Raw genomic sequence first — 13,063 nt, forward strand, 5'->3', positions numbered from 1 at the left:
CACAACCGGCCGCGTCCGCGATGGCGTGGGCGATAATGGCCGCGTGACCCTTTCCCCCCGAGGCGGTTCGGAGGGAGAGGCGACATGGACGGCGACGCGCCGTGGCGCGGGCTCGGGGAGACGCTGCTGGTCACGGCGGTGTCGGCGGTGCTCCCCGGCATGGCGCACCTGCGCGCGGGACGGGTCCGCGCGGGCACGGCGCTGCTGCTGTCCTACACGCTGGCGCTCAGCGGCGCCGTGCTGGCCGCCGACCGGCTGTGGCCGGCGCTGGCGGACGCGGCCGTCCGCCCGGCCCGCCTGGCCGGGCTGGTCCTCGGCTGCGCGGCGCTGGCCGCGCTGTGGACGCTGCTGATCGTCCGCTCCTACGCCGTGCTGCGCCCCGCCGGGCTGGCGTGGCCGCTGCGGCTCGCCGGCGGCGCCGCCGTCGCGGTCATCTGCGCGCTGGCCGCGCTGCCGCCGCTGACCGTGGCGCACTACGGCACGCTGCAACGCGACCTGCTCGACCGCCTCTTCCCCGGAGGCGGCCCCGCCCCGGCCGCGCTGCCGTCCATCACCCCCGGCCGGCCCGTGCCGCGCCCCGCACCGCCCGCCGCCGGGGAGCCCTCGGCGCTGCCGCCCCGCCTGGACGTGCTGCTGATCGGCGCCGACGCCGACGTCACCCGCCCCGGGCTGCGCACCGACAGCATGACCGTCGCCAGCATCGACACCCGCACCGGCCGCACGCTCCTGCTGGGCCTGCCGCGCAACCTGCAGCGCGTGCCGGTGTGGTCGGGACGCCGGCACGTCCTCTTCCCCCCGGACGAACTGCTCAACGCGGTGTACGCGCTCGGCCGCGCCCGCCCGGAGGTGCTGGCGGACGGCGACGGACGCCGCGTCCGCGACCCCGGCGCCGAGCTGCTGAAGCGGACCGTCGGCCACATCCTGGGCCGTTCGGTGCCCTACTACGCCATGATCGACATGCGCAGCTTCCGGGAGCTGGTGGACGCCATGGGCGGCGTGCGGGTGTGCGTCGACCGGCCCGTGCCCGTACCGCGCGAGCAGATCCCCCGGGGCCTGCTGCCGCGCGGCTGCCGGCGGCTGAACGGACGCGAGGCGCTCTGGTACGGGCGGTCGCGCACCGGCTCCGACGACTACGACCGGATGGCCCGGCAGAAGTGCCTGCTGTGGGCGATCGCCCGGCAGGCCCGCCCGCTGCCGGTGCTGCGCGGCTTCCAGCGGCTGTCGCGGACCGTCTCCCGCTCGGTCAGCACCGACCTGCCGCGCGCCCTGCTGCCCGACCTGGTGCGGCTGGCCGGGCGGGTGCGCGGCGCCGAGGTCTCCGTGCTGCAGTTCGTGCCGCCGCTGGTGCGCACCGGCGACCCCGACTACCGCGCCATCCGGCGGATGACCGCCCAGGCGGTCGCGGCGTCCCGGAACGGCGCCGCCAACGCCGCCGGGTTGCATATGCTCGGTAAAAGCTGCGCCTAACATGTCGCGAAGGGCGGCGGCCCGCGGCTCCGCAACCCCGAGACCCTTTCGCGCGTCCATAATGTAGGCGGGAGCCCTGTTTACAGCGTGCGTGGGGATCGGAGCGTACATGGCGAGTCGGTCGGCGGCGCGTCCCGCCTCTGAGGAGGACGAGGACGCCGGGAGCACCGCCCCCAGAACCCGCGGGCTTCTCTCCGCGCTCGGCCTGACCCTGGCGTCCACCCTGGTGTGGGGCGTGGCGCACCTGCGGGTCGGCCGCCGCTGGGCGGGGGCGCTGCTGCTGGCGCTGTTCCTGGCGCTGGCCGCCGCCGGCGCGGTCGCCGGGCTGTTCTTCCGCTCCGACCTGCTGCAGCTGGCCGTGCAGCCGGACTGGCTGACCGGCCTGGCCGCCGGGATCCTCGCGCTGGGCCTGCTGTGGATCACCGTGGTGATCCGCTCGTACCAGATCGTGCGGCCCGAGACGCTGTCGCTGGGCGCGCGCACCCTGGGCGTGGCCGGGGTCATCGTGCTGTGCTTCGCCGTCGCGCTGCCGACCGCCTGGGCCGGCTACAGCACCTACCTCTACCGCGACGCGCTGACCAGCATCTTCCGCACCGGCGACAGCCGCGGCCGCCCGGTCAACGTCAAAGACCCCTGGAACGGGCAGCGCCGCGTCAACGTGCTGCTGCTCGGCGGCGACGCGGCCGCCAACCGCGAGGGCGTGCGCACCGACAGCATGACGGTCGCCAGCATCGACACCAAGACCGGCGACACCGTCCTGCTCAGCCTGCCGCGCAACCTGGAGCGGGTGCCGATGCCGCCGGGCCCGGCCCGCGACCGGTTCCCCTACGGCTTCACCGGCGACGGCCCCGCCACCCCGGGCCTGCTCAACGAGGTCTACCAGTACGCCGAGGACCACCCCGACGTCGTCCCCGGCGCCCGCAAGAACGAGCGCGGCCCCGAACTGCTCAAGGCCACCATCAGCGGCATCCTCGGCCTGCGCGTCGACTACTACGTGCTGGTCGACATGTTCGGCTTCGCCGACATCATCGACGCCATCGGCGGCGTCAAGATCAAGATCACTCAGCCGATCTACTACGGCCTGGAGGGCGGCGTGCTGCAGCCCGGCGAGCGCACGCTGTCCGGCAAGGAGGCGCTGTGGTACGGCCGGTCCCGCACCTACAGCGACGACTACACCCGGATGGGGCGGCAGAAGTGCCTGCTGCGCGCCATCGCCCGGCAGGCCGACCCGCAGACCGTGCTGACCAGCTTCGACCGGCTGGCCGCCGCCACCAAGCGCGCGATCTCCACCGACATCCCGCAGGAGCTGCTGCCGGCGTTCATCACCCTGTCCAAGAAGTTCAACGACGGCGGCCAGGTCACCAGCCTGCAGTTCGTGCCGCCGCTGATCTACACCGGCAACCCCGACTACGCGCTGATCCGCCGCCTGGCGGCGCAGGCCGTGGCCACCCCGTCCGAGAGCGCCTCCCCCTCGCCGTCGGCGTCGGGTTCGGCGTCGGGTTCGGCGTCGCCCCGCGCGAGCCGGACGCCGCGCGCCTCCTCCTCCGCGGAGCCGAGCCGGCAGACCAAGCCGGTGTCGCTGGACGCCACCTGCCCCTGACGCCCGCCGGCTGACACCGCCGTGCCGGCCCGCGGGTGTCGGCACAGGTCCCCGGAGGGGGGATCATGGAGGGTGGAAGTTTCTCCTCCGGGAAGGACGACACGGGTGCCCCAGGTCCACGGGTGTGACGTCTTCCGCGTGGCGATGCCGCGCGGACGGCGGCCGGAAAGCATCCTCGTGCGGCTCACCGACAGCGGCGGCACGGTCGGCTGGGGCGAGGTCGCCGTCCCGGACTCCCCCCGCGGCCCCGACCCCGTCTGGGCCGACATCGAGGAGCGGATGGGCCCGGCGGTCCTCGGCCTGGAATGGGACCGCCCCGAGGACGTGTCCGCCGTCGCCGACCTCGGCTCCCGCCACGCCGCCGCGGCCATCGACATGGCCTGCTGGGACCTGTGGTGCCGGGAGCGGGGCATGCCCCTCGCGCACGCCCTCGGCGGCACCCGCACCTCCATCGTCACCGGCGTGCACATCACCCCCGAACCGATGCTCGAAACGGTGGTGTCCCGCGTCAACCAGGCGGTCGGCGCCGGGCACACCCGCGTCACCGTGCAGGTGCGCCCCGGCTGGGACATCGAACCGGTGCGCGCCATCCGGCACGCCTACCCGGCGCTGGCGATGGTCGCCGACGCCGGCCACGCCTACACCGAGTCGCCCGAGCACCTGCGGGTGCTGGAGGCCCTGGACTCCTACGGGCTGCTCGCCGTCGAACGCCCCTTCCCCGCCGACGACCTGAGCGCGCACGCCCGCCTGCAACGCCAGATCGCCACCGCCGTCGCCCCCGAGGTCGGCGACCCCGACACCCTGGAGGCCGCCCTGTCCATGGAGGCGGGCCGCGTGCTGAACCTGCGCGTCTGCGCCCTCGGCGGCCTCACCGCGGCCCGCAGCGCCCACGACCTGGCCTACGCCGCCGGATGGGACGTGTGGTGCACCGGGACCGGCGCGTTCGGCATCGGCCAGGCCGCCGCCGTGGCGCTGGCCGCCCTGCCCGGCTGCACGCTGCCCAGCGACGTCACCGACCCGGCGGGCGGCCCGGCGTTCGTGTCGCCGCCGGTGCGCTCGTCCGGCGGCATGGTCGGCGTCCCCCTCACCCAACCCGGCCTCGGCCACCAGATCGACGAGGCGCGCATCGACCGCCTCGCCCGCCGCCGCACCCGCATCCCCGCCGCATGAGCGCCGCGCGTGCAACGGTCTGGGTCGTGGCGGGCCCGCCCGGCGGCGGCAAGACGACCGCGGCGGCGCTGCTGCTGGCCCGGCTGCGCCCGGTGCCCGCGCTGCTCGACAAGGACACCATGTACGGGCCGTTCGTCGCCGCCACACTCGCCGCGCACGGACGCACCCGGGCGAACGCGAAGGCCCCTGGTACGACGAGCACGTCAAACGGCACGAGTACGACGGCATGACCGCCACCGCCCGCGAGATCCGCTCCCACGGCTGCCCGGTGCTGCTGAACGGCCCGTTCACCGGCCAGATCCGCAGCCCGCAGCGGTGGGCCGGATGGGTGGAGGCGCTCGGCGGGCCGCCGGTGCGGCTGGTGTGGATCCGCACCGACGCCGCCACGCTGCGGCACCGCCTGACCGCCCGCGGCCTGGAACGCGACCGCGGCAAGCTCGCCGCGTTCGACGCGTTCGTCGCGCGGATGCGGCCGGACGAGCCGCCGCCCGTCCCCCACACCGAGATCGACAACCGGCTGTCGGCGCCCGTCGCCCTGGACGAGCAGATCGCCCGCCTGGCGGACGCGCTCCAGCAGGACGCCCGGGAGGCGTCCTGACGGGGGCGCCCGGACAGTACGCGGCTAGTACGACTTGGGCAGGCCCAGGGAGTGCTGGGCCACGAAGTTGAGGATCATCTCGCGGCTGACCGGCGCGATCCGCATCAGCCGCACCATCCCCGCCAGCATGCCGATGCCGTACTCGGTGGTCAGCCCGTTGCCGCCGTGCGTCTGGATCGCCTGGTCCACGCAGCGCACCGCCGCCTCCGCCGCGGCGTACTTGGCCATGTTGGCGGCCTCGCCCGCCCCCTCGTCGTCGCCCGCGTCGTACAGCCAGGCCGCCTTCTGCCCCATCAGCCGCGCCAGCTCCAGCTCGATCTTGGCCTGGGCGAGCGGATGCGCGATGCCCTGGTGCGCCCCGATCGGCGTGCGGAACACCTGCCGGTCCCTGGCGTAGGCGACGGCCTTGCCGAGCGCCAGCCGGCCGATGCCCGCGCCCATCGCCGCCGCCATGATCCGCTCCGGGTTGAGCCCGGCGAACAGCTGCAGCAGCCCGCCGTCCTCGTCGCCGACCAGCGCCTCGTACGGCAGCCGCACCTCGTCCAGGTGCAGCACGAACTGCTTCTCCGGCGAGACGATCTCCATCTCGATCGGGGTCCGGGTGAGCCCCGGCGCGTCGGTCGGCACGATGAACAGCGACGGCCGCAGCGCGCCCTTCTGGTCCTCGGTGCGGCCGACGACCATCACCGCGTCGGCCTCGTCCACCCCGGAGATGAACGTCTTCTGCCCGCTGAGCACCCACCCGTCGCCGTCGCGGCGCGCGGTGGTGGTGATGCGGTGGGAGTTGGAGCCCGCGTCCGGCTCGGTGATCGCGAACGCCATCGTCACCGACCCGTCGGCGAACCGCGGCAGCCACCGCTGCTTCTGCTCGGCCGTGCCGGACCGCGCGATGATCGTCGCGCAGATCGCCGGGGACACCACCATGAGCAGCAGCGGGCAGCCCGCCGCGGCCAGTTCCTCGCACACCGCCGCCAGGTCGCCGATGCCGCCGCCCCCGCCGCCGTACTCCTCGGGCACGTTGACGCCCAGATACCCCAGCCGCCCGGCCTCTTCCCACAGCTCGCTGGTCTTCTGCCCGCTGCGCGCCTTCTCGATGTAGTACTCGTGCCCGTACTTGGCGCCCAGGGCGGCGACGGCCTCGCGCAGGGCCCGCCGCTCCTCACTCTCCACGAAACTCACTCGGATTTCCCTTCGGATGATGACGGCCCGCCGGACTGCTCCTGCGGCGGCGGGTCGGCGGACGGCGGCTCGGCGATCACGGCGAGGACGGCGCCCGCCTCCACCTGCTGCCCGGCGGCCACGTTCACCTCGGCCACGGTCCCGGCGGCGGGGGCGGCAATGGCGTGCTCCATCTTCATCGCCTCCAGCACGACCAGCGTCCGCCCCTCGGCCACGACGTCGCCCGGCTCGGCGTCCACCCGCACGACCGTGCCGGGCATCGGCGCCAGCAGCGACCCGGGCGCCACCACGTCCCCCGGCTCGGCGAAGCGCGGCAGCGCCCGCAGCGCCACCGGCCCCAGCGGCGAGTCGACGAACAGCCGGTCACCGACGGCCCGCACCCGGAACACCCGCCGCACCCCGGCCGCGTCCAGCGTCACCGCCACCTCGCCCCGCGCCTCGTCGGTGACGACCGCACCGGCCAGCTCCACGTCGTCGTGGCCCTCGGCGGTCAGGCCGCCGCGCCCCAGCCGGTAGGCGACCTCCAGCACCGTGCCGTCCGGCGCCTCGAACGCCTTGCGCTGCGGCTGCGACGGCACATTGCGCCACCCGGACGGCAGGCCCCGCTGCACCGGCGCCGCGGCCCGGTTGAGCGCGGCGTCGGCCAGGGCCGCCGCCAGCGCCGACAGCCGCACGGCCCGCTCACCCGCCGGCGGCGCGGCCAGCACGTCCAGGCCCACCCGGTCGAGATACCCGGTGTCGGTGTCCCCGGCCAGGAACGCCGACTCGGCCAGCACACGCACCAGCAGATCACGGTTGGTGGTGACGCCGTGCAGCCGCGCCCCCGCAAGAGCCGCCCGGAGCCTGCGCGCCGCACCGGACCGGGTCGCCTCCCACGCGACAACCTTGGCGAGCATCGGGTCGTAGTGGACGCCGACCTCGTCGCCGTCCCGCACCCCCGCGTCCAGCCGCAGCCCGTACCCGCCGCCACGCCCCGGATCACCGAACGCGGCGTCCACGCCCGGAACGTCGAACGTGTGCAGGACCCCGCTGCCCGGCCGCCACCCCGCTGCGGGATCCTCCGCATACAGGCGCACCTCGATCGCATGCCCGGCGCGAGGCGCCGGAGGGTCGGCGGGCAGCTCCCGGCCCTCGGCCACCTCGATCTGCAGCCGCACCAGGTCCACCCCGTACAGGCACTCGGTGACCGGATGCTCCACCTGCAGCCGCGTGTTCATCTCCAGAAAGAAGAACCGCCCGTCCCCGTCCAGCAGGAACTCCACCGTGCCCGCGCCGACGTAGCCGATCGCGCGGGCCGCGTCGACCGCCGCCGCGCACAGCCGCGCACGCAGCTGCGGTGTGACGGCCGGCGACGGCGCCTCCTCCACGATCTTCTGGTGCCGGCGCTGGATCGAGCACTCCCGCTCCCCCAGCGCCCACACCGTGCCGTGCCGGTCGGCCAGCACCTGCACCTCGACGTGCCGGGCCCGCTCCAGCAGCGGCTCGCAGAACACCGCCGGGTCGCCGAACGCCGACTGCGCCTCCCGCCGGGCCGCCGCGACGGCACCGGCCAGATCGCCGAGGTCCCGCACGACCCGCATGCCGCGTCCGCCGCCGCCCGCCGACGCCTTCACCAGGATCGGCAGGTCGCCGGCCGTCACGGCGTCCGGATCCAGCTCCGGCAGCACCGGCACGCCCGCGGCGGCCATCAGCTTCTTCGCCTCGATCTTCGACCCCATCGCCGCGATCGCCTCGGGCGGCGGACCGATCCACGTCAGCCCCGCCGCCTCGACCGCGCGGGCGAACTCGGCGTTCTCCGACAGGAACCCGTAACCGGGGTGCACCGCGTCCGCCCCCGCCGCCCGCGCCGCCGCCACGATCAGGTCGCCGCGCAGGTAGGTGTCGGCGGGCGCCGCCCCCGGCAGCCGCACCGCCACGTCCGCCTCGGCGACGTGCGCGGCACCGGCATCGGCGTCGGAGAACACCGCCACCGTGCCGATCCCCAGGTCGCGGCAGGTACGGAACACGCGGCGGGCGATCTCGCCGCGATTGGCCGCCAGCACAGACTCGATCATGACCTCACATCCGGAAGACGCCGAAGCCCTCGGCCCCGGCCACGGGCGCGTTGTGGATCACCGACAGGCAGATGCCGAGGACGGTCCGCGTGTCACGCGGGTCGATCACCCCGTCGTCGTAGAGCCGCCCGGACAGGAAGAACGGCAGCGACTCCGCCTCGATCTGCGACTCGACCATCTCCCGCATGGCCCGGTCCTGCTCCTCGTCGTAGACCTGGCCGCGCGCCTCGGCGGCCTGCCGCGCCACGATCGACAGCACCCCGGCCAGCTGCTGCGGCCCCATCACCGCCGACTTGGCGCTCGGCCAGGTGAACAGGAAGCGCGGGTCGTACGCCCGGCCGCACATGCCGTAGTTGCCCGCCCCGTACGAGGCGCCCATGACGATCGAGATGTGCGGCACCCGGCTGTTGGCCACCGCGTTGATCATGAGCGCGCCGTGCTTGATGATGCCGGCCTGCTCGTACTCCCTGCCGACCATGTAGCCGGTGGTGTTGTGCAGGAACAGCAGCGGCGTGTCCGTCTGGTTGGCCAGCTGGATGAACTGCGCCGCCTTCTGCGCCTCCTGGCTGAACAGCACGCCCTGCGCGTTGGCCAGGATCCCCACCGGGTACCCGTGCAGGCGCGCCCAGCCGGTCACCAGGCTGGCCCCGTACAGCGGCTTGAACTCGTCGAACTCCGAGCCGTCCACGATCCGCGCGATCACCTCCCGCGGGTCGAACGGCGTCCGCAGGTCCTCGGGGACGATGCCGGCCAGCTCCTCGGCGTCGTACAGCGGCTCGCGGACCGGCCCCGGCGCCGGCCCCAGCCTGCGGTGGTTGAGCCGCGCCACGATCTGCCGCCCCAGGCGCAGCGCGTCCGGCTCGTCCGCGGCCAGGTAGTCGGCCAGCCCGGACGTGCGCGCGTGCATCTCGGCGCCGCCCAGCTCTTCGTCGTCGGCCTCCTCCCCGGTGGCCATCTTCACCAGCGGCGGCCCGCCCAGGAACACCTTCGCCCGCTCCCGGACCATGACCACGTGGTCGCACATCCCCGGAATGTACGCCCCGCCCGCCGTGGAGTTGCCGAACACCAGCGCGATCGTGGGGATTCCGGCCGCCGACAGCCGGGTCAGGTCGCGGAACAGCCGCCCGCCCGGAATGAAGATCTCCTTCTGCGAGGGCAGGTCGGCGCCGCCCGACTCGACCAGGTTGATCAGCGGCAGCCGGTTCTCCAGCGCGATATCGGACGCCCGGAAGATCTTGCGCACCGTCCACGGGTTGCTGGCCCCGCCCCGGACCGTCGGATCATTGGCGACGATCATGCACTCGACGCCCTCGACGACCCCGATCCCGGTGACCACGCTCGCGCCGACGGGGAAATCGGTGCCCCATGCGGCCAGCGGGCTCAGCTCCAGGAACGGCGAGTCGGGGTCGAGCAGCAACTCGATCCGCTCGCGCGCCAGCAGCTTGCCGCGCTTGCGGTGCCGGGCCACGTACTTCTCCCCGCCCCCGGCCAGCGCCTTGGCATGCTCGGCCTCCAACTCGGCGAGCTTTTCGAGCATCGCCGCGCGCCGCTCCCGGTAGGCGGGACTGCCGACGTCGAGCGAACTGCGCAACGGCCGGACGCCACCGCGGCCGACCGCCATGCCCTGAGCGCCCATCACCACTCACCCTTCCGACGCCTTTACGTTGTAGATTCCAAACCTCCGATTCGGCATACGCCACCGCAGCCGCCGCCCACCAAGCCGAACTCCCGCCCCACCGCGCCGCGCCAGACACCCAGCGCGCCGTCCACCAACGAAGGCCCCGGAGCACCCTGTAGCCGCCCCGGCCCCAGCACAACACTTCCGACCGAAATGACATCGCAACGGAGCCCAGCCGAACCGTGCGGCACAAGCCCCTTTCTCCCGGCCCAGGTGCACGAGCGGCCCCGCGGCACGACGCGGTCCCGTGCCCGGAGAAAGAACCAATGCCCGGCGCAACCGCGCCACGGCATGCACCCCGGCCCGGACGGCGAAAGGCCGGGCGCATCGTCCACCACCGCCGGCGCTCCATGACCACTCTGCTGTTCCCCCGGAGCGGTAGGAAGCGTCCGGACGATGGAACCCCCGACCACCGGACTCTTCCCGGACGACGGGGCGCCGTCCTGCGGATCACGGTGGCCTGCCATACGCGCCACGGATCCCGCCGAACCTCACGGCACGGGCATGTGGCCGCCATCGCCGTACTCACATCGGTCACGGCGTCGCGGGCGCGCCCGGGCCGGGGAGCCGTCACGACCGGACGGCGGACGGGCGTGGCGCTTGGGTCATGGGTGAACCCTGCCACCCCGCCGCGAAGAAATCAATCGTGCTTGATTGTTTTTCGCGCGGGCGGTCTGGTTGACTGGGACGCCATGGATCCGACGGTGACGCACGCGCAGGCGGTACGCGAGCCGCGGCAGGACCGCAGCCGCGCCACCCGGCAGCGGCTGCTGGAGGCCGCCGTCGACTGCCTGTCCACCCTCGGCTGGGGGCGCACGACCGTCGCCGTGGTCGCCGAACGCGCCGGGGTGTCCCGGGGCGCCGCGCAGCACCACTTCCGCACCCGCGAGGAACTGGTGACGGCCGCCGTCGAGTACGGCACCGAGGTGCGCCTGCGGCAGGTGCGCGAGCATCTCAACGCTTTGGCCGGACGACGCCTGCCCACCCTGGACGTCCTCACCATGCTCGCGGAGATGTACACCAGCCCGCTGTTCCGCGCGGCCCTGCAACTGTGGGTCGCCGCCAGCTCGGACGAGCAGTTGCGCGCGCAGGTCGTCCCGCTGGAGGCGCGGGTGGGACGGGCGGCGCACCGCCTCACCGTGGAGGCGCTCGGCGCGGACGAATCCATGCCCGGCGTACGCGAGGCGGTCCAGGGCACGCTCGACCTCGTCCGCGGGCTCGGCCTGGCCGACCTGCTCACCGACGACTCCGCCCGCCGCTCCCGCCTGCTGCGGCAGTGGGCTTCGACCCTCGACCTGGTCCTGCGGGACCCCACCGCCTGAAGCTCTCCTCGTTCAGCGTCCCCCACCACCGCGCCCCTGCGTCAGCAGTCACTGACAAACTCTGTCCTAATTCCTGGCGGTTTGCCGGAAGACGCCCTACCGTTGTTGATCATGATCCGTGATCAAGTCGCGTTGCGTCCGGTCCTCGAAACGGATCTGCCGCTGCTCGACCGATTCGCGCTGGACCCCGAATACACGAGCCCGTTCCAGTGGTTCGGCTGGACCGACCCCGGCCGGCTGCGGCGCCAATGGGCGGACAACGGGCTGCTGGGGGAGGACGGCGGCCGCCTCATGGTGGTCCGCGGCGCCGAACGTCTCGGTTTCATGGCCTGGCGCAAGGTCGTGACCGGAACCGCCTCCTACTGCTGGAACATCGGGATCATCCTGCTGCCGGGCGCACGCGGCCGCGGCTACGGCGCGGAGGCCCAACGTCTGCTGGCCCGCTACCTGTTCGCCCACACCCAGGCGATGCGCGTCGAGGCGGACACGGAGGTCTCCAACGTGGCTGCGCAACGCGCCTTGGAGAAGGCCGGCTTCACCCGCGAAGGGATCTTGCGGAGCTACACCTTCCGCGACGGCGAGTGGCGGGACGCCGTCGTCTACAGCATCCTCCGCAACGAAGTCTGAAATGCGCCCCCACGCTCAGGCACCCGCCTGAAAAGCCCAGCCCTCACAAGCGAACTGACGAACAATCCCTGAAAGATCACCGACAGACCTCGACACCGCATGCGCGCAGGACCGCGACTCCCGGCCCCTGCGGGAGACACCGACGGCACCCGCGGAGCGCACGTCCATGGCCACGATCGGCAACGGCGAGAACGGCGAGGCCGCCGAACGGGAGGGCTCACCGAACCCGGCGCCGCCAGGCTGCACCGCGTCCCGGTCCGCGAGCGGGCCTCGCCGGGTGCTACCGCAGCAGGTCGAGCGTGGTAAGCGTCATGGGCGGTGATCACCAGCTTTCGTGTGAGGGTGCTGTGGGGCGGCCCGAAACCGAGCCGAGCCCGGCCGGCCGCGGCCCGGGGCGGGCTCGGAACACCACATGCTCACCGCGGGCTACGGCCCCCCGGCTCGCCTCGGCGACGGCCGGCGGCAACCGCAACCACGCCACACAGCCGCCGCCCTGGGGGCCGCGCCGCCCGTCCGAGGGACGGTTGCACGCCCCCTCGTCGGCGGCCCAGGCGTCCGTCGGCCGACCGCGGCCGCGAACGTGCCGCGCCGAGCAGACCACTCTCAGTCGCTCCGCAGGCGAGCCGATAACAGCCCCTGGCAACGCGGAAACGGCAGCCGGGTGCACACGGTCGGACGTGCCGAGCAGGCGGAAGCGGAGCCGGTCGGGTCGCTGGGCCCATCACCGCCGACCGGCCGGAAGAAGCCTTCGGGGCCGAGCCCCGACGACGAGCGCCGCATCTCACAGACAAGCGAGGATTGCGCGCTGGCGGTGTTGAGCACCTGGATGCCGAACGCGCACACCGCGTACGGGCTGGACACCGGCGCGTCCGACAGCCGTGCGCCTGGGCGAAGGCGGCACCCGCGACAAGCCGCATCGAGTCCCGAGCCACAAGCGATGTCGCAAGGGGACTGCCAACCGCTCCACGGAGGAAGCCGCAACCAATCTCTGAAATGCAGAGCCGGGCCTCGACACCGCATGGGCGCAGGACCGCGGCTCCCCGCCCCTGCGGGAGACACCGACGGCACCCGCGGACCGCGCGTCCATGACCACGGCCAACACGGACAAGAGCGCCACGGTCACCGGCGGGCAGCGCACCCCGCTCCCGACAGCAGCGGGCCAGACCGAACACCCCATCTCCGTGAGCGGACCAGGCCGAGCAGCCCTTTCAGCCGCTTCACAAGCAAACCGGGGAACCCTCCGAGGAAAAGAGAAAGGCCCCCGCCACAACGCGGGGGCCTCCCAACTGAAGAAAACGTCCGGCGGCGTCCTACTCTCCCACACAGTCACCCATGCAGTACCATCGGCGCTGAAGAGCTTAACTACCG

9 protein-coding genes and 1 rRNA gene are annotated in these 13,063 nt (G+C 73.7%); 6 read left to right on the top strand and 4 right to left on the bottom strand.

Features of this window, described 5'->3' with window-relative positions; genetic code table 11:
• The first annotated feature begins 84 nt into the window (after positions 1-84).
• The 4 genes from QSK22_RS20750 (at position 85) to QSK22_RS20765 (ending at position 4,835) form a co-directional block, all read left to right on the top strand.
• The gene (locus QSK22_RS20750; protein WP_285495915.1) at positions 85-1,467 is read left to right on the top strand and encodes an LCP family protein; all 1,383 of its coding nucleotides are present in this window, start codon (positions 85-87) and stop codon (positions 1,465-1,467) included.
• 109 nt (positions 1,468-1,576) lie between these two features.
• Positions 1,577-3,067, top strand: a complete 1,491-nt coding sequence (locus tag QSK22_RS20755) for an LCP family protein (RefSeq protein WP_285495916.1) — start codon at positions 1,577-1,579, stop codon at positions 3,065-3,067.
• A 105-nt stretch (positions 3,068-3,172) separates the two neighbouring features.
• Positions 3,173-4,237, top strand: coding sequence for an enolase C-terminal domain-like protein (locus QSK22_RS20760; RefSeq protein WP_285495917.1), 1,065 nt, complete (start codon positions 3,173-3,175; stop codon positions 4,235-4,237).
• Between the two features lie 19 nt (positions 4,238-4,256).
• Positions 4,257-4,835 carry a P-loop nucleotide/nucleoside kinase family protein gene (locus QSK22_RS20765; RefSeq protein ID WP_352231462.1) on the top strand — a complete coding sequence of 193 codons (579 nt, stop codon included), beginning with the start codon at positions 4,257-4,259 and terminating at the stop codon, positions 4,833-4,835.
• Between the two features lie 24 nt (positions 4,836-4,859).
• On the opposite strand, the gene QSK22_RS20770 is transcribed toward QSK22_RS20765, so the two are convergent.
• From QSK22_RS20770 to QSK22_RS20780, 3 genes are read right to left on the bottom strand one after another with little or no spacing between them, the layout of a single operon-like run.
• A complete protein-coding gene (locus tag QSK22_RS20770) occupies positions 4,860-6,014 on the bottom strand; it encodes an acyl-CoA dehydrogenase family protein (protein ID WP_285495918.1) in 1,155 nt (384 codons plus the stop codon).
• Entirely contained in the window at positions 6,011-8,068 is a 2,058-nt protein-coding gene (locus QSK22_RS20775; RefSeq protein WP_285495919.1) for an acetyl/propionyl/methylcrotonyl-CoA carboxylase subunit alpha, read from the bottom strand. Before QSK22_RS20775 ends, QSK22_RS20770 begins: the two co-directional genes overlap by 4 nt.
• A gap of 4 nt (positions 8,069-8,072) precedes the next feature.
• Positions 8,073-9,704: an acyl-CoA carboxylase subunit beta gene (locus tag QSK22_RS20780; protein WP_285495920.1), complete on the bottom strand. Its 1,632-nt coding sequence runs from the start codon at positions 9,702-9,704 to the stop codon at positions 8,073-8,075.
• A gap of 734 nt (positions 9,705-10,438) precedes the next feature.
• Here QSK22_RS20780 and QSK22_RS20785 point away from each other — a divergent pair.
• Together QSK22_RS20785 and QSK22_RS20790 are read left to right on the top strand one after the other, a co-directional pair.
• Positions 10,439-11,068, top strand: coding sequence for a TetR/AcrR family transcriptional regulator (locus QSK22_RS20785; protein ID WP_285495921.1), 630 nt, complete (start codon positions 10,439-10,441; stop codon positions 11,066-11,068).
• A gap of 111 nt (positions 11,069-11,179) precedes the next feature.
• Positions 11,180-11,695, top strand: a complete 516-nt coding sequence (locus tag QSK22_RS20790; RefSeq protein ID WP_285495922.1) for a GNAT family N-acetyltransferase — start codon at positions 11,180-11,182, stop codon at positions 11,693-11,695.
• 1,297 nt (positions 11,696-12,992) lie between these two features.
• Here the strand turns inward: QSK22_RS20790 and rrf are convergent.
• Positions 12,993-13,063: ribosomal RNA gene (rrf, locus tag QSK22_RS34030) — 5S ribosomal RNA — on the bottom strand; the annotation flags it as partial.

The sequence above is a fragment of the Actinomadura sp. NBRC 104425 genome, assembly GCF_030269545.1.
In the GTDB taxonomy this organism is placed as follows: domain Bacteria; phylum Actinomycetota; class Actinomycetes; order Streptosporangiales; family Streptosporangiaceae; genus Spirillospora; species Spirillospora keratinilytica.

What these genes read in the sequence shown, in the direction of transcription:
- QSK22_RS20750 (WP_285495915.1), top strand. Translation starts at nt 85, where the DNA reads ATGGACGGCGACGCGCCGTGGCGCGGGCTCGGGGAGACGCTGCTGGTC.
- QSK22_RS20755 (WP_285495916.1), top strand. Translation starts at nt 1,577, where the DNA reads ATGGCGAGTCGGTCGGCGGCGCGTCCCGCCTCTGAGGAGGACGAGGAC.
- QSK22_RS20775 (WP_285495919.1), bottom strand. Translation starts at nt 8,068, where the DNA reads ATGATCGAGTCTGTGCTGGCGGCCAATCGCGGCGAGATCGCCCGCCGC.
- QSK22_RS20780 (WP_285495920.1), bottom strand. Translation starts at nt 9,704, where the DNA reads ATGGGCGCTCAGGGCATGGCGGTCGGCCGCGGTGGCGTCCGGCCGTTG.
- QSK22_RS20785 (WP_285495921.1), top strand. Translation starts at nt 10,439, where the DNA reads ATGGATCCGACGGTGACGCACGCGCAGGCGGTACGCGAGCCGCGGCAG.
- QSK22_RS20790 (WP_285495922.1), top strand. Translation starts at nt 11,180, where the DNA reads ATGATCCGTGATCAAGTCGCGTTGCGTCCGGTCCTCGAAACGGATCTG.